Below are 16,184 nucleotides of genomic sequence, written 5' to 3'. Positions count from 1 at the left end.
TCAAGCTAAGGTGCGGCCTCTTCGGGCCTGGCCCGCGCTTCAGGATCGCGATCATGTCGACGCAAACCGATCGTTCCCGCTTCTCGCCGGAAGTCATCGTCCTCTCCGGCTGTCTGATCGCCCTCATCACCTTCGGGCCGCGCGCCTCGGCCGGTCTGTTCCAGATCCCGATGACGACGGATTACGGCTGGGGCCGCGACGTGTTCGGCCTCGCCATCGCGTTCCAGAACCTCCTCTGGGGTCTCGGCCAGCCCTTCGCCGGCGCCGTGGCCGACCGGTTCGGGGCTCTGCGGGTTCTGTGCGCGGGCGCCATCCTCTATGCGCTCGGCCTCGTGGTCATGGCCTATGCGACGACGCCCGGGATGCTGCATCTGGGCGCGGGCATCCTGATCGGCTTCGGCCTGTCCGGCTGTTCGTTCAACCTGGTGCTCGGCGCCTTCGGCAAGCTCCTGCCCGAGAAGTGGCGGCCCATGGCGTTCGGCGCAGGCACGGCGGCCGGCTCCTTCGGCCAGTTCCTGTTCCCGCCCATCGGCAACGTGCTCATCGCGTCCTTCGGCTGGCAGCAGACCCTGGTGGTCTTCGCCGCGAGCGTCCTGCTCGTCCTGCCCCTGGCGCTCACTCTCGCGACACGCCCCAATGCAGGCGGCGCGTCTGCATCCGGACCGGCGCCCGCGCCGGGTCAGTCGATCCGGCAGGCCCTGTCGGAGGCGTTCCAGCACCGCTCCTACGTGCTGCTGGTCCTCGGCTTCTTCACCTGCGGCTTCCAGCTCGCCTTCATCACCGCCCACCTGCCGGCCTACCTGAAGGATGCGGGGCTGTCCGCCGCCATCGGCGGCTGGACGCTGGCCGTGATCGGCCTCGCCAACGCCTTCGGCTCGCTCTCCTCGGGCTGGCTGTCGACGCGCATGTCGAAGCGCTGGCTGCTGGCCTGGATCTATCTCGGGCGCTCGGTGGCGATTGCTGCTTTCATCCTGCTGCCGGCCTCGCCCGTCACGTCCATCGCCTTCGGCATCTCCATCGGCCTGCTCTGGCTCTCCACCGTGCCGCCCACATCCTCCCTGGTGATGCTGATGTTCGGCACGCGCTACATGGCCATGCTCTACGGCTTCGCGTTCTTCTCGCATCAGGTCGGCGGCTTCCTAGGCGTCTGGCTCGGCGGCCTGCTCTACGAGGCCTATGGCAGCTACACCTTCGTCTGGTGGCTCTCGATCGCGCTCGGCATCGCCTCCGCGCTGATCAACCTGCCGATCAAGGAAGCTCCAGTCGAGCGCGCGCCGGCCCTGCAGCCGGCGGAGTGACGGCGCCTTCGCCGAAGGAATGACACGGCCCGCGCTTGCCCTGAACGGCCGCCACGCCACAAATGGTCCGGCGTGGTGGAGGAGAATGGAATGAGCACGTTCAGGGCCGTCGTCATCGACAAGAACGAAGCCGGGCAGAGTGTCGAATTGCGGAGCTTCGACGAGGCCGATCTCATGGACGGCGACGTCACGGTCCGGGTGACGCATTCGACCCTCAACTACAAGGACGGGCTGGCGCTCACCGGCAAGGCGCCGGTGGTGCGCCGCTTCCCCATGATTCCGGGCGTCGATCTGGTGGGGTCCGTCGAGACGTCCTCCCACCCCGATTTCAAGCCGGGCGACGCGGTCGTGCTCAACGGCTGGGGGCTCGGCGAGACCCATCTCGGCGCCTATGCCGAGAAGGTGCGCGTGAAGGGCGATTGGCTGATCCCGCTGCCGGAGGGGCTGACGCCCCATCAGGCCATGGCCATCGGCACGGCGGGCTACACCGCCATGCTCTGCCTGATGGCGCTGGAGCGGCACGGCCTGCGGCCGGATCGCGGACCGGCCATCGTGACCGGCGCGGCCGGCGGCGTCGGCTCCGTGGCGGTGGCGCTGCTGGCCCGGGCGGGCTGGCACGTGGTCGCCTCCACCGGCAGGCCCGAGGAGGCGGATTACCTGAAAGGCCTCGGCGCGGCGGAAATCCTCGAACGCGGCGAACTGACCGGCTCCGTGCGTCCGCTCGCCAAGGAACGCTGGGCGGCGGGCGTCGACACGGTCGGTTCGACCACGCTGGCCAACGTCCTGTCCATGACCCGCTACGGCGGCGCGGTCGCGGCCTGCGGCCTCGCGGGCGGCATGGACCTTCCCTCGACCGTCGCCCCGTTCATCCTGCGGGGCGTGTCCCTGCTCGGGGTCGATTCGGTGATGGCCCCGAAGGCGCTTCGCATGGAAGCCTGGGACCGGATCGCGCGCGAGCTCGATCCGGGCAAGCTCGCCGCCATGACCTCCACCGTCTCCCTCGACGAGGTGACGGAGGCCGGGCGGCGGATCGTCGAGGGCAAGGTGCGCGGGCGCGTCGTGGTGGAGATCGGCTGACCTGGGACGCGAAGGGCGCGCCGGTTCGTCGCCTCTCCGTTGGGGAGGGGCGTCCGCGCTCCGGTCATCGGCATTGATTCAGCCCCGCCAGCAGCCCTCATCCGGAGGAGATCACGCCATGATCGTCTCGAAGGACAAGGCGTCTCCGGAGTGCACTGGAGCCTCCTTCGGGACGCCGCTTCGCGGCTCCTCAGGATGAGGGTGGAGTTTGGTTGCGACCGTTGTGGATGTGGCGGTGTTCAGCGCGACCTCATTCCCTCCCCCTTGTGGGGAGGGTTAGGGTGGGGGTGCCGGCGCCACACCTTCATAGGCTATCGCTCACACCCCCACCTCCACCTCCTCCCCACAAGGGGGAGGAGAGCAGGTCGGCGCTTCCGGCAAGGCCCGAGATCGGGGGAGGAGAGTTCGCGCGGCGCCATTCGTACGAGCCCTTGATCGGCTCAACCCTTCACTTGGTGTCGCGCGATCTCTCCCTCAGGGAATCGCGGGATCAGCCGCCCTTGCGGCCGTAGCCCTCGATCCATTTGCGCTGCTTGCCGATCTCGGTCGCCATGAAGTCCATGAAGGCGCGCACGCGCGCCGACTGGCGCAGGTCGGGATGGGTCAGGAGCCAGAGACCGGCCGAGAATTCGGGGTTGATCTCGGAGAGGCGCACGAGGCCGGGCCTGCCGTCCGCGATGAAGCAGGGCAGGGGGCCGATGCCGATGCCCGCCTCCACGGCCTCGGCCAGGCCGAGCACCGTGTTCACCTTGTAGGCGATGAGCTCCGGCGCCACCCGGTCGCGCACGTAGCGGGCGGCCTTGAGCGCCGCCAGGTTGTCGCCCAGCGCGACCCAGGGGCGGTTCGTCAGCAGACCGGGATCGACGGTGCCCGCATCGGGAAATTCGGCGGCCCGTCCGTAGACGGCCCAGGCGATGGTCGCGACCCGGCGGCCGACCAGGGTCTCCGGCGGAGTGTCCGTGGCGCGAATGGCCACATCCGCGTCGCGCTTCGACAGGTTCAGGGCCTGATTGGCGAGCACCACGTCCAGGCGCATCTCGGGGCAGGCCTCGAGGAACCGGGTGAAGAGCGGAGTCAGCATGTGGATGAGAAGCGAGTCGTTCGTGGTGACCCGCAGCTCGCCCGCGGGCGCCACGGCCTGGCCAGCGAGCTTGCGGGTGAAGGCGGTGACGTTCTCTTCCATATGTTCCGCGAGCGCCGCCATTTCCTCGCCGGCAGGCGTCAGCACGTAGCCGGTCCGGTGCCGCTCGAAGAGCTTCACGCCGAGGCCGTCCTCCATCTGTCCCAGACGCCGGAACACGGTGGAGTGGTTGACGCCGAGACGCTCGGCCGCGCCCGCGAGGCCGTTGGCCTCGGCGATGATCTTCACGAGCCTGAAATCGTCCCAGTCGAGATTCTGCTGTTTGGCCATGGTCTTGCATCCATGCAATGACGGCCCTGCATTTCTAGCACTAGTTTTGCAGTTTGGAAAGTTTACCCTAAGGCTCGTCGGATGGCTGGGGAGCTTCCGCGACGTTCCGGTGCGGCCGGCATTCCGGCACGTTCAAACAACCTTCACCGTTGGAGATCATCGTCATGGCCAAGGTCCTTGTCCTGTATTATTCCGCTTGGGGTCACATCGAGCAGATGGCCTACGCCGTTGCGGAGGGAGCCCGCGAGACAGGAGCGGACGTGGTCGTGAAGCGCGTGCCCGAGCTCGTTCCCCTCGAGGTGGCGCAGAAGGCCCATTACAAGCTGGATCAGCCGGCTCCCATCGCCTCGCCGGAGGAGCTCGCCGAGTACGACGCCATCATCTTCGGCACCGGCACCCGCTACGGCAACATGACGGCGCAGATGAAGAACTTCATCGACCAGACCGGTTCGCTCTGGGCCCGGGGCGCCCTCGTGGGCAAGGTCGGCGCGGTCTTCACCTCCAGCGCTCAGCAGCACGGCGGCCAGGAATCGACTATCCTCACCTTCATCCCGGTGCTCATGCATCTCGGCATGGTGGTCGTCGGCCTGCCTTACTCCTTCACCGGCCAGATGGGCCACGACGAGGTGAAGGGCGGCTCGCCCTACGGCGCCTCGACCATCGCGGGCGGCGACGGCTCCCGTCAGCCGAGCCAAGCCGAACTCGACGGCGCCCGCTTCCAGGGCCGCCACGTGGCCGAGATCGCCGCGAAGCTCGCGAAGTAAGCCTGTCGGCGGAGCGGATCAGCGTTCCGCCGCAGCCCGCCTGAGGCGGTCGTTGATCGCCTCGCCGAGGCCCGTCTCGGGGACCGGGCTCACGGCGATGGTTTTAGCGCCGGTGGCGTCGAGCTGCCTCAGGGACGAGAACAGACGAGCGGCGGCCTCCGTGAGGTCGCCGTTTTCGCTGAGACTGACGACTGCCCGCGCCGCCTCGATCCCGCTTGGCCGGACGGGGCCGAAGAGAAGCGCGGCCTCGCCGGGCTCGATGGCCGAGGCGTTCAGGCGCACGCGCGCCCGAGGCGCATAATGGGAGGCGAGCATGCCCGGCGCGACCGGGTTCGCCCCCGGCTCCGCTCCCGATTCCAGAGCCTGTCCGAGAAGAGCCTCGATCGCCTCGCGGGCGACGCCGCCCGGGCGCAGCAGGCGCGGAGCGCCGCCGAGACAGGCCACGATGGTCGATTCCACCCCCACCAATGCCGGTCCGCCGTCCAGCACCGCATCGATACGCCCGTCGAGGTCGCCCAGCACATGGTCGGCCTCCGTAGGGCTGACCCGTCCCGAGCGGTTGGCGGATGGCGCCGCGATGGGCCGGCCGGCCTTCTCCAGGAGGGCATGGGCGAGCAGATGCGCCGGCACCCGCAGAGCCACGCTGTCGAGGCCCGCGCGGGCGAGGTCGGAGATGGTGCAGGTCTTCGCCACCGGCACGACCAGGGTCAGGGGGCCGGGCCAGAAGGCCCTCGCGAGGCGCCGGGCGGTCTCGTCGAACTCGCCCTGGGCCTCGGCAGCCCCGATGCTGTCGAGATGGGCGATGAGCGGGTTGAAGCTCGGGCGCTCCTTGGCCGCATAGATGCCGGCCACCGCCTCGGCATTGGTGGCGTCGGCCCCGAGGCCGTAGACGGTCTCCGTCGGGAAGGCGACGAGGCCGCCGCCCTGCAGGATCGCCGCCGCGTGGGCAAGTCCCGCTGTATCGGCCGCCAGACGCTGCGTCTGCACCATTGACCCATGATCGTTCACGTCTAAACTATCCTTCAATCCAGGCGGGATTGGCGTGCCTGGGCGGGTTTAACTGCACGGCAACACGCGTCAATATCAAAAGCCAGCCGCTTCTGAGAGGAAACACCATGACCTATCGCGCGCCTGTCTCCGACATCGTCTTTACGATGCGTCATGTGGCCGGTCTCGACCGCGCCCTCGAAGACGGCCTCTATCCCGATCTCTCGGCCGATCTGGCCCAGACGATCCTGGAGGAGGCGGGGCGCTTCGCGAACGACGTCATCGCGCCCCTGAACCGGGAGGGCGACAAGCATGGCGCAACCCTCAAGGACGGGGTCGTGACCACCGCGCCCGGCTGGAAGCAGGCCTACAAGGCCTGGACGGAGGCGGGCTGGAACGCCCTGCCGGGGCCGGTCGAGTATGGCGGGCAGGGTTTGCCGACGCTGCTCAATTCTGCCTGCGTCGAGATGTGGAACGCGGCCTCCATGGCCTTCGGCATCGGTCCCGTCCTGACCATGGGCGCCATCGAGGCGCTGATCAAGCACGGGTCGGAGGATCTCAAGGGCCGCTACCTGGAAAAGCTCGTCTCCGGCGAATGGACCGCGACCATGAACCTGACGGAGCCGCAGGCGGGCTCCGACCTCGCGGCCCTGCGCACCCGCGCCGAACCGGTGGGCGACGGCACCTATAAGATCACGGGGCAGAAGATCTTCATCACCTACGGGGAGCACGACCTCACCGACAACATCGTGCATCTGGTGCTGGCACGCCTGCCGGATGCGCCGGCGGGCACCCGCGGCATCTCGCTCTTCCTGGTGCCGAAATTCCTGCCGGACGGCACCCGCAACGACGTGCGCTGCCACTCCATCGAGCACAAGCTCGGCATCCATGCCTCGCCCACCTGCACCATGATCTTCGGCGACGGCGGCGGCGCCGTGGGCTGGCTCGTCGGCGAGGAGAACCGGGGCCTCAACTGCATGTTCACGATGATGAACAACGCCCGCCTCGCGGTGGGCCTGCAGGGCGTCGCCATCGCGGAGCGCGCCTATCAGCAGGCGCTGGGCTATGCCAATGAGCGCAGGCAGGGTCGCGCCGCCATGGGCGCCGTCGAGGGCATGAGCCCCATCGTGGCGCATCCGGACGTGCAGCGGAACCTCCTGACCATGAAGGCGCTCACGGCCGCAGCCCGCGCCATCTGCTACATGACGGCGGAGGCCCTCGACCGTGCCCATCTGGAGACGGACGAGGCGGGCCGCAGGAAGGCCCATGAGCGCGCCTCTCTGCTCACGCCGGTGGCGAAGGCCTTCTCCACGGATGTGGGCATGGAGGTCGCATCGCTGGGCGTGCAGGTCCATGGCGGCATGGGCTTCATCGAGGAGACAGGCGCGGCGCAGCACCTGCGCGACGCCCGCATCGCGCCGATCTACGAGGGCACCAACGGCATCCAGGCCATCGATCTCGTCACCCGCAAACTGCCGCTTTCCGGCGGCGCCACGGTGCAGGCGCAGATCGCCGCCATGCGCGCGGTCGTCGCCCGGCTCCTGAAGGAGAGCACGCCCGCCTTCGGCGCCACCGCACCGCGCCTTCGCGACGCCGTCGAGAGCCTCGACCGGGCGACGAGCCATCTCCTCAAGGCCGCGTCCTCGAACGCGCCGGCCGAAGCGCTGGCGGGCGCGACGCCTTACCTGCGCCTCTTCGCGCTCGCGCAGGGCGGCGCGGCCCTGGCCCAGGGCGCGCTCGTCGCCAGTGCCCTGATGGCGGGAGGCGACGGCGATCCGGCCCACCCGGCGCGCATCGCGCTCTGCCGGTTCTTCGCGGAGAACATCGCGGTGGGCGCGAAGGGCCTGGAGGAGACGGTGATGGGCGGCGCCGGCTTCCTGCAGGACGCCAACTTGGCGCTGGCGAGCTGATCCCATGACGCTCAACGGCAAGACCCTCTTCATCACCGGCGCCTCCCGCGGCATCGGCCTCGCCATCGGCCTGCGGGCGGCGCAGGACGGCGCCAACGTGGTCATCGCGGCCAAGACCGCCGAGCCGCACCCGAAGCTGCCCGGAACGATCTACACGGCCGCGCAGGAGATCGAAGCGGCGGGCGGCAAGGCCCTGCCGCTCGTGGTCGACGTGCGCGACGAGGAGGCGGTGAAGGGCGCCATCGCCAAGACGGTGGAGACCTTCGGCGGCCTCGACATCGTCGTGAACAACGCCAGCGCCATCAGCCTCACGCCGACGCCGCACACGGACATGAAGCGGTTCGACCTGATGCACCAGATCAACACGCGCGGCACCTACATGGTGTCGAAATACGCGATTCCCTTTCTGGAAAAGGCCGAGAACCCGCACATCCTCATGCTGTCGCCGCCCCTCGACATGAGCGAGAAATGGTTCGCGCCGCACCTCGCCTACAGCCTAGCGAAATACGGCATGAGCCTGTGCGTGCTCGGGCTGGCGGGCGAGCTGCGGGGCAGGGGAATCGCGGTCAACGCGCTGTGGCCCCGCACCACCATCGCCACCAGCGCGGTGAAGAACCTGCTCGGCGGCGACGAGATCGTGCAGGCGAGCCGCACACCCGAGATCCTGGCCGATGCGGCCCACGCGGTCTTCCGGAAGCCCTCGAAGGGCTTCACCGGCCACTTCCTTATCGACGACGTATTCCTCTCCGGCGAGGGCGTGACGGATTTCGAGAAGTACCGGGTCGATCCGACGAAGCCGCTGATGCCCGATTTCTTCGTGCCGGACGATACGCCGCCCCTCTCACCATCGTCATAGAAGTTCTGCTAGAACCTCGGCGGGACAACTGGGGCGACGCGTATGATCTTGATTCACCGGCCGGCGGAAAAGGCAGGGCTCTCGGAGCAATCCCTCGACAGGTATGCCCTGCGTCCGGGAGAGCAGATCCCCGACGACGCCCTCTGGATCGACCTGATCGAGCCCACCCGGGAGGAGGACCGGCTCGTCGAGCAGCATCTCAACATCGAGATCCCGACCCGGGAGGAGATGGCCGATATCGAGCCGTCCGAGATCCTCTATACCGAGAACAACGCGCGCTACATGACCGTGCGCGTTCTCTGCTCGTCCGAGACGGAAGTGCCCAAGCTCATCGACGTGTCGTTCATCCTGACGGAGAGGGCGCTCGTGACGGTGCGTTACGGGGAGCCGCGCTCCTTCACCATGTTCATGTCCCGCGCCGTGAAGCCGGGAGGCTGCCGCCACCAGCCGGAGGCGGTGCTCGACGGGCTCATCGAGACCATCATCGACCGGGCGGCGGAAATCCTCGGCAATGTGGGCTCGCGCATCGACCGCCTGTCGCAATCGGTCTTCGACAACGACCGGGCGGGCACCCGCCGCGCCGCCGCCTTCCGGGCCGCGCTGAAATCCATCGGCCGCAAGGGCGATCTCATCTCCAACGTGCGCGAGAGCATGGTGACGGTGGAGCGCCTGCTCCTGTTCCTCTCGGCCTCCATGCCGCGGCCGCAGCGCTCCCACGGCTATCAGGCGGAATGGCGCACGGCGCTGCGCGACGTGCAGTCCATCGAGGAGCACGCGACGTTCCTGTCGAACAAGCTGCAGTTCCTGCTCGATGCGACGCTGGGCCTCGTGACCATCGAGCAGAACGACATCATCAAGCTGTTCTCGGTCATGTCGGTAATCTTCCTGCCGCCGACCCTGGTCGCTTCCATGTACGGCATGAACTTCAGGCTCATGCCCGAGCTGGAATGGGAGCACGGCTATCCCTTCGCCATCGGCCTGATGATCTTGGCCGCCGTGCTGCCCTACCTGTTCTTCCGCTGGAAGCGGTGGCTGTGAAGTCCCGGGAGGCGTCTCCCGGATCCGCGGGACTTCTCCCGGAGACGCAGCCTTGCGGCTGCTCCTCGGGATGAGGATGGTGTAAGACACGACGGAGCGGAGGACACCACCATGTGCGGGCGCTACGCCATCACCCTGCCTCCCGACACTTATCGGGAGTTCTACGGCTATCCGGAGCAGCCGAACTTTCCGCCCCGCTTCAACGTGGCGCCGACCCAGCCCGTGCCCATCGTCATGGAGGACAGGGGCGCGCGGCATTTCATGCTCGTGCGCTGGGGCTTCCTGCCGTCCTGGGTCAAGGACCCGAAGGACTTCCCCCTCGTCATCAATGCGCGCGGGGAGACCCTGGAGACCAAGCCCACCTTCAAGGCGGCGCTCAAGCGGCGGCGCTGCATCTTCCTCGCCGACGGCTTCTACGAGTGGCAGCGCCACGGGCGCGAGAAGGCGCCCTTCCTCATCCGTCCGCGCCATCGCGGACCGATGCCGCTCGCCGGATTGTGGGAGACCTACATGGACCCGAACGGCGGCGAGATCGACACCGCCGCCATCGTGACCACGGACGCCAACGGCACGCTCTCCGCCGTGCACGACCGGATGCCGGTGATCCTGTCGCCGGACGATATCGGCTCGTGGCTCGACGTGTCCGACGAGCGCGCGGACGTGATGCGCCTCGTGCGCCCGTGCCCGGACGACTGGCTCGACCTGGTGCCGGTGTCGAGCCGCGTGAACAAGGTCGAGAACGACGATCCCGGCGTGCAGGAGCCGCTGACCGAGCCGGAGGCGAAGCCGGTCAGGGAGTCGAAGCGCAAGGCCGCCAAGCCGCGCTCCAGCGACGAGGACGGGCAGGGGAAGCTGTTTTAGGGAACGCCTCTTTCTCCTCATGCTGCGCTAGCCCTGCGACCAGGCGAGGGATTGCGACGTCTCCGGATGTGGCGGTGTTCAGCACAACGCTTTTCCCTCCCCCTTGTGGGGAGGGCCAGGGTGGGGGTGTTGGCGCCGAACCTTCATAGGCTATCGCTCACACCCCCACCTCCACCTCCTCCCCACAAGGGGGAGGAGAGCAACGCGGCGCTTCCAGCGTGAGTCTTCGAACCGGCCGAAGCTTGTGAGGGAAGAGAGCGGGTCGGTGCTACCGCCGCTTCTTCGCGGTCTCGCGCCGCAGGATGCCGACCACTTCGAGATGCGGGCTGTGCTTGAACTGGTCCACCGGCACGACGCGCTCCAGCCGGTAGCCCGAGCCCATCAGGATCGCGGCGTCGCGGGCGAAGGTGGCGGCGTCGCAGGAGACGCTGACGATCAGGGGCACCTTGGAGACGGCAAGCTGCTTCGCCTGCGCTTCCGCGCCTGCCCGCGGCGGGTCGATGACCACCGCGTCGAACGCATTGAGCTCCGGCGTCAGGAGCGGACGGCGGAAGAGGTCGCGGGCTTCGCTCGTGACCCGGCGCAGGCCCGGCGTGGCGCGAAACGCCTTGTCGAGGGCGGCGATGGCGCCCGCCTCGGTTTCCACCGCATGGACTTCCGCCTTCTCGGCGAGGCGCAGGGCGAAGGGGCCCACGCCCGAGAACAGGTCCGCCACGCGCTTGGCCCCCTGGCAGGCCTCGGTCACCAGCCCGGCCAGTGTCTCCTCGCCCAGGCGCGTGGCCTGCAGGAAGGAGCCGGCAGGAGGCACGACCAGGGCCTTGCCCATGCGGATCGCGGGCGGGCGGCGCTCCACCACCACGTCCCCGTGGATCGACAGGCGCGCCAGGTCGAGCTTCTCGGCCAGGCCGATCAGGCTCAGCCGGTCCTTGTCCTTGAGCGGTCCGTGGCCGCGCACGTCCACGTCGAGGCCGGTCTCGACCGCCGTGATCTGGATGTCGAGGGGCTTGCGGGAACTGCGCAGGTGCTCGCCGATCGCCCGCGCCACCGGAGGCGCGGCATGTTTCAGGGCGGGTTCCGCGATGGGGCAGAACGCGATCTCCACCACCTCGTGACTGCGCGCGGCCATGTAGCCCACGCGCATGGCGCGGTCGGGAAAACGCACATGCAGGGTCACCCGCCGCCGCCCATCGCCATGGGCGTCGACGAGCGGAGCGATGGGCGCTTCGATCCGCGCCTGCCGCAGGGTGTGGACCAGGGTGTCCCGCTTCCAGTCCTGATAGAAGCCGTGCCGCATGTGCTGGGTCGCGCAGCCGCCGCAGGCGTCGAAATAGGGGCAGAAAGGCGTCTCGCGCTCGGGCGACGCCGCATCCACCGAGACGAGGCGCGCCCGCGCGCCGTCCCGCTCGATGGTGACGGTCTCGCCCGGCAGCGCCATGGGCACGAAGACCGGGCCGGACGCGCTTTCCGCGATCCCGTCAGCCTTCGCGCCGAGACGCGTGATGGTCACCTGTTCAGCCACGGCGTGCTCCCAAGAGGAATTCCCGATTGCCGTCCCCGCCCTCGATGGGCGAGGGGACGAGCCCCAGCGGCGTGAAGCCGAGGGATGCGACGAAGGCCGTCATATCCTCGCAGACGGCGCGATGCACGGCCTCGTCGCGCACGATGCCCTTCTTCACATGGTCGCGCCCCGCCTCGAATTGCGGTTTCACGAGAACCGCCAGGGTGGCGCGGGGCTTCAGCAGCGCGACGGCGGCGGGCAGCACGAGCTTGAGCGAAATGAAGCTCACGTCCGAGACGAGCAGGTCGGCGGCGCGCGGAATCAGATCCGGCGTGAGCGCGCGCGCATCCGTGCCTTCGAGGTTCGTCACGCGGGGATCCTGCGCCACCTTCGGGTGCAGTTGGCCGTGGCCCACATCGACCGCGTAGACATGGGCCGCGCCGCGTCCGACCAGCACCTCCGTGAACCCGCCCGTCGAGGCGCCGACATCGAGGCAGATGCAGCCGTCAGGATCGATGGCGAAGGCATCGAGCGCCGCAGCCAGCTTCACGCCGCCGCGCGAGACGTAAGGGTGCGGCTGCTCGGCGGTGATCGCCGCCTCGTCCGGCACCGCGTCCGACGCCTTGCGGATCACGGCGCCGTTCACGGTCACGAGTCCGGCCGCAATCGCCTCCTGCGCCCGGGCGCGGCTCGTGAAGAAGCCGCGCTCGACCAGAACCACGTCGGCACGCTTGCGGGTCATGGAATTCCTGCTGCTTGCATTGCGGGTCGGTTGCGAGCCGGGATGGGCACGCTCTGGTTCAGGTTCGGGTGGCGCCGCCCAGCCCTCTCCCCCACAAGGGGGAGGGAAAGGCGCCACGTTCTAAGGTGTCGCGGCCCTCACCCGGATCTGCGCTCCGGCCTTCCCCGACCGGAGAGGCGAGCCGGCCCTCAGGCCCTGGCCTGGCGCGGCTCCTCGCGGCCCAGGGCCTCGAACACCTTGGTGACGATGCCGGCCGCGTCCAGGCCGGCCTGGGAATACATGCGCTCCGGCTTGTCCTGGTCGATATAGGTGTCCGGCAGGATCATCGAGCGGACCTTCAGGGTGCCTCGGTCCAGCGCGCCCTTGTCGGAGAGGAGCTGCAGCACGAAGGAGCCGAAGCCGCCGACGGAGCCTTCCTCCACGGTGATCAGCACCTCGTGGTCGCGGGCGAGCCGCAGGATCAGCTCCTCGTCGAGGGGCTTGGCGAAGCGGGCATCGGCCACCGTGGTGGAGAGGCCGCGCGCTTCCAGCTCCTCGGCCGCCTTGAGGGCTTCGCCCAGGCGCGTTCCCAGCGACAGGATGGCGATGCGGCTGCCCTCGCGAATGATGCGGCCCTTGCCGATGGGGAGCGGCACGCCCCGCTCGGGCATGTCCACGCCCACGCCTTCGCCGCGAGGGTAGCGGAAGGCGATGGGACCGGCATCGTAGGCGGCCGCGGTCGCCACCATGTGGACGAGCTCCGCCTCGTCCGCCGCCGCCATGATGACCATGTTGGGCAGGCAGCCGAGATAGGCCACGTCGAACGAGCCCGCATGGGTCGGTCCGTCCGCGCCCACGAGACCGGCGCGGTCGAGGGCGAAGCGAACCGGCAGGTTCTGGATCGCCACGTCGTGGACGACCTGGTCGTAGGCGCGCTGCAGGAAGGTGGAGTAGATGGCGCAGAACGGCTTGTAGCCCTCCGTCGCCATGCCGGCCGCGAAGGTCACCGCGTGCTGCTCGGCGATGCCCACGTCGAAGGTGCGGCCGGGGAACTCCTTGGAGAACATGTCGATGCCCGTGCCGGTGGGCATGGCGGCCGTGATGGCGACGATCTTGTCGTCCTGCCGGGCTTCCTTGATCAGGCTCTCGCCGAAGACCTTGGTGTAGGCCGGGGCATTGGCCTTGGCCTTGGTCTGGGCGCCCGTCACCACGTCGAAGGTGACGACGCCGTGATACTTGTCGGCGGAGGCCTCCGCCGGGGCGTAGCCCTTGCCCTTCTGCGTCACCACGTGGACCAGGATCGGGCCGGTGCCGGAATCGCGCACGTTCTTCAGGATCGGCAGCAGGTGGTCGAGGTTGTGGCCGTCAATGGGGCCCACGTAGTAGAAGCCGAGCTCCTCGAACATGGTGCCGCCGGTCCAGAAGCCGCGGGCATATTCCTCGGCGCGCTGGGCCTTTTCGTAGATGAATTTGGGCAGCTTCTTCGCCAGCTGCTTGGCCGTCTCGCGCAGGCCCCGGTAGGTGCCGCCGGAGACGAGGCGGGCGAGATAGGACGACATGGCGCCGGTGGGCGGCGCGATGGACATGTCGTTGTCGTTGAGGATGACGATGAGGCGCGAATGCATGGCGCCCGCGTTGTTCATGGCCTCATAGGCCATGCCGGCCGACATGGCCCCGTCGCCGATCACCGCGATCACGTTGTTGTGCTTCTCCTCCAGGTCCCGCGCCACGGCCATGCCGAGGCCGGCCGAGATCGAGGTGGAGGAATGAGCCGCGCCGAACGGGTCGTACTCGCTTTCCGCCCGCTTGGTGAAGCCGGACAGCCCGCCGCCCTGACGCAGGGTGCGGATGCGGTCGCGGCGGCCGGTGAGGATCTTGTGCGGATAGGCCTGGTGTCCCACATCCCAGATCAGCCGGTCGCGGGGCGTGTCGAACACGTAGTGAAGCGCGACCGTCAGCTCGACCACGCCCAGGCCCGCCCCGAGATGCCCGCCGGTAACGGAAACGGCACTGATCGTCTCGCTGCGCAGCTCGTCCGCCACCTGCCGGAGCTGGTTCTCGGAAAGCTGACGGAGATCGTCCGGGGTTTTGATGGTGTCGAGGAGAGGTGTGGACAAATTTGTTCTCGCCAGAGCGGTTGCAGCGGCCTTCTGTTCAGCAGATAGGGTTGGGAAGGGGCTTGGTCAAACCGAAGACTTGGCCGTTTCCCTTGGGAAACTGGGCTATTCGGCGACGTCGAGCGGCGTCGTGCCGGAAGCCTGGCCGTCCGGACCGACGGTGATCTTCTCGATTCGCGCCTCGGCCTTCTTCAGAAGCTGCTCGCAATGCTTCTTGAGCGCCTCGCCGCGCTCGTAGATCGCGATGGAATCCTCCAGCGGAACATCGCCGCGCTCGAGCCGCCGCACGATTTCCTCGAGCTCGGCCAGGGCCTTCTCGAAGGGGAGGGTCTTGATCGAAGTGGTGTCGGTCATCCTGCCATCCGCCATTGCGTGATCCCGCGTTATGCGGATTGTGGAGCCTCCTGGCAAGGTTCGAGTCGGGCGTGGCTTTGCCGCGCCTTCAGGCGAGGCGGAGGGTGAAGGGAACTCCCTCCATGGCCTCCGCACCCCGGCCGATGCGGCTGACCGCGTCCACCATCCGGCCGTTGCGCCCCAGGATGTCGTCCGCAAGGGCGATGAAGCGGGCATTGGGCGTGGCGCTGGGGGAGGCCTGGCGCAGGGCCTGGGCCATCGCGTCCTCGCACCGCTCGGGCGCCAGGGCGCAGGCGGAGATGTAGGCGGCGGCGGTGGAGCGGCTGATTCCGGCCCAGCAATGGAAGACCAGGGGACTCTCCCGGCCCCAGGTGCGGACGAAGGCGAGAAGGGTCTCGATGTGCTCCGCCTCCGGCAGGATGTGCCCTTCGAGCGGCTCCACGATGTCGCTGACGCCGATGAAGAGGTGCCGGTCCGCCGCAACGCTCGCGGGCCGCTCCACGGCGGAGCCCACATTGATGAGGGTCACCACATGGCTGGCGCCCGTGGTGGCAACGGTATCGTGCAGGCAGGAGAGGGGACAGACGTGCAGGGTCGGCATGGGCCACCTTGAGCCGTGGGAATCGAACGGAAGACCGATCCTGTCTTAAAGATAAGGAGGAATGAGGGAAGAGTGTATCGAGAGACGTAAGAAACTGTTCTTATGCACGCGGTAGTGGTATATTGTTGCTCCACACCGGAACGGAATGATGGAACAGAAAGCTCCCAGCCTTATCGACAAGCATGTGGCCGGTCGGATACGCCTGCGTCGCCTCCAACTGGGCATGAGCCAGGAGGATCTTGCCCGGGCGCTGAACGTGACGTGCCAGCAGGTCCAGAAATACGAGAAGGGCGCCAACCGGGTCACCGCCGGGCGCCTGCACGAGATCGCCCGGGTTCTCGCGGTGCCCATCCAGTTCTTCTTCGAGGAAAATCCCGGATGCGGGGACGACGTGACGGACGAGGACGCCCGGCGATGGAGCCAGATCATGGCGTTGTCGGACATGGTCAGCTTCATCCAGCTCCTCGCCGGCTTCCGAAGCCCGAAGATCCGCAGGAGCATGAGGGACCTGGCCCTCGCGGTGGCGGAAGAGCTGCGCGAGGGCGGCGGACCGCCCGACAAGGGCTAGTGTTCTGTCACTGACGGGTGTTTCCGAAATCTGGTCTGACGTGCGATGCTGCTCGGATGGGCAAGATCGAACGCATTGAGGTTTCCGCCGCTGATCGGGAGCGCCTGGAGACCCTGGTCCGTG

15 protein-coding genes are annotated in these 16,184 nt (G+C 68.2%); 8 read left to right on the top strand and 7 right to left on the bottom strand.

Annotation, left to right across the window (positions count from 1 at the left end):
- The first annotated feature begins 53 nt into the window (after positions 1–53).
- Together ACFOYU_RS25250 and ACFOYU_RS25245 are read left to right on the top strand one after the other, a co-directional pair.
- Complete coding sequence (locus ACFOYU_RS25250) at positions 54–1,298, top strand: MFS transporter (protein WP_226739486.1); 1,245 nt, start codon at positions 54–56, stop codon at positions 1,296–1,298.
- A 90-nt stretch (positions 1,299–1,388) separates the two neighbouring features.
- Entirely contained in the window at positions 1,389–2,375 is a 987-nt protein-coding gene (locus tag ACFOYU_RS25245; protein WP_377035667.1) for an MDR family oxidoreductase, read from the top strand.
- 490 nt (positions 2,376–2,865) lie between these two features.
- Here ACFOYU_RS25245 and ACFOYU_RS25240 read toward each other — a convergent pair whose 3' ends face one another.
- Positions 2,866–3,786 carry a LysR family transcriptional regulator gene (locus ACFOYU_RS25240; RefSeq protein ID WP_377035666.1) on the bottom strand — a complete coding sequence of 307 codons (921 nt, stop codon included), beginning with the start codon at positions 3,784–3,786 and terminating at the stop codon, positions 2,866–2,868.
- Positions 3,787–3,950: 164 nt separating this feature from the next.
- On the opposite strand from ACFOYU_RS25240, the gene wrbA reads away from it, so the two are divergent.
- Positions 3,951–4,550, top strand: a complete 600-nt coding sequence (wrbA, locus tag ACFOYU_RS25235) for an NAD(P)H:quinone oxidoreductase (protein WP_226739481.1) — start codon at positions 3,951–3,953, stop codon at positions 4,548–4,550.
- A gap of 18 nt (positions 4,551–4,568) precedes the next feature.
- On the opposite strand, the gene ACFOYU_RS25230 is transcribed toward wrbA, so the two are convergent.
- Positions 4,569–5,558 carry an L-threonylcarbamoyladenylate synthase gene (locus ACFOYU_RS25230; RefSeq protein ID WP_377035665.1) on the bottom strand — a complete coding sequence of 330 codons (990 nt, stop codon included), beginning with the start codon at positions 5,556–5,558 and terminating at the stop codon, positions 4,569–4,571.
- A gap of 107 nt (positions 5,559–5,665) precedes the next feature.
- Between ACFOYU_RS25230 and ACFOYU_RS25225 the strand changes: the two genes are divergently transcribed.
- The 4 genes from ACFOYU_RS25225 (at position 5,666) to ACFOYU_RS25210 (ending at position 10,202) form a co-directional block, all read left to right on the top strand.
- Positions 5,666–7,447, top strand: coding sequence for an acyl-CoA dehydrogenase (locus ACFOYU_RS25225; RefSeq protein ID WP_377035664.1), 1,782 nt, complete (start codon positions 5,666–5,668; stop codon positions 7,445–7,447).
- A gap of 4 nt (positions 7,448–7,451) precedes the next feature.
- Positions 7,452–8,303 carry an SDR family oxidoreductase gene (locus ACFOYU_RS25220; RefSeq protein ID WP_377035663.1) on the top strand — a complete coding sequence of 284 codons (852 nt, stop codon included), beginning with the start codon at positions 7,452–7,454 and terminating at the stop codon, positions 8,301–8,303.
- A gap of 42 nt (positions 8,304–8,345) precedes the next feature.
- Positions 8,346–9,341, top strand: coding sequence for a magnesium transporter CorA family protein (locus ACFOYU_RS25215; RefSeq protein ID WP_226739473.1), 996 nt, complete (start codon positions 8,346–8,348; stop codon positions 9,339–9,341).
- A 111-nt stretch (positions 9,342–9,452) separates the two neighbouring features.
- Positions 9,453–10,202: an SOS response-associated peptidase gene (locus ACFOYU_RS25210; protein ID WP_377035662.1), complete on the top strand. Its 750-nt coding sequence runs from the start codon at positions 9,453–9,455 to the stop codon at positions 10,200–10,202.
- Positions 10,203–10,470: 268 nt separating this feature from the next.
- Here ACFOYU_RS25210 and ACFOYU_RS25205 read toward each other — a convergent pair whose 3' ends face one another.
- The 5 genes from ACFOYU_RS25205 to ACFOYU_RS25185 form a co-directional block, all read right to left on the bottom strand.
- Entirely contained in the window at positions 10,471–11,721 is a 1,251-nt protein-coding gene (locus ACFOYU_RS25205) for a class I SAM-dependent RNA methyltransferase (protein ID WP_377035661.1), read from the bottom strand.
- Positions 11,714–12,442, bottom strand: a complete 729-nt coding sequence (locus tag ACFOYU_RS25200) for a TlyA family RNA methyltransferase (RefSeq protein ID WP_377035660.1) — start codon at positions 12,440–12,442, stop codon at positions 11,714–11,716. The genes ACFOYU_RS25205 and ACFOYU_RS25200 overlap by 8 nt, the downstream gene beginning before the upstream one ends.
- 188 nt (positions 12,443–12,630) lie before the next feature.
- Positions 12,631–14,538, bottom strand: coding sequence for a 1-deoxy-D-xylulose-5-phosphate synthase (gene dxs / locus ACFOYU_RS25195; RefSeq protein WP_377035659.1), 1,908 nt, complete (start codon positions 14,536–14,538; stop codon positions 12,631–12,633).
- A 105-nt stretch (positions 14,539–14,643) separates the two neighbouring features.
- On the bottom strand, positions 14,644–14,892 hold the full coding sequence (locus ACFOYU_RS25190; protein WP_226739463.1) for an exodeoxyribonuclease VII small subunit: 249 nt from the start codon (positions 14,890–14,892) through the stop codon (positions 14,644–14,646).
- Between the two features lie 88 nt (positions 14,893–14,980).
- Positions 14,981–15,493: a tyrosine phosphatase family protein gene (locus ACFOYU_RS25185; protein WP_377035658.1), complete on the bottom strand. Its 513-nt coding sequence runs from the start codon at positions 15,491–15,493 to the stop codon at positions 14,981–14,983.
- A 145-nt stretch (positions 15,494–15,638) separates the two neighbouring features.
- Here ACFOYU_RS25185 and ACFOYU_RS25180 point away from each other — a divergent pair, with 145 nt between their 5' ends.
- The gene (locus ACFOYU_RS25180) at positions 15,639–16,061 is read left to right on the top strand and encodes a helix-turn-helix domain-containing protein (RefSeq protein ID WP_377035657.1); all 423 of its coding nucleotides are present in this window, start codon (positions 15,639–15,641) and stop codon (positions 16,059–16,061) included.
- Positions 16,062–16,184 lie beyond the last annotated feature (123 nt).

The sequence above is a fragment of the Microvirga sp. GCM10011540 genome (assembly GCF_042650665.1).
Taxonomy (GTDB): Bacteria; Pseudomonadota; Alphaproteobacteria; order Rhizobiales; family Beijerinckiaceae; genus Microvirga; species Microvirga lenta.
The sequence above is the reverse complement of the archived record's forward strand: the minus strand, read 5'-3'. Positions and strand labels throughout refer to the sequence as shown.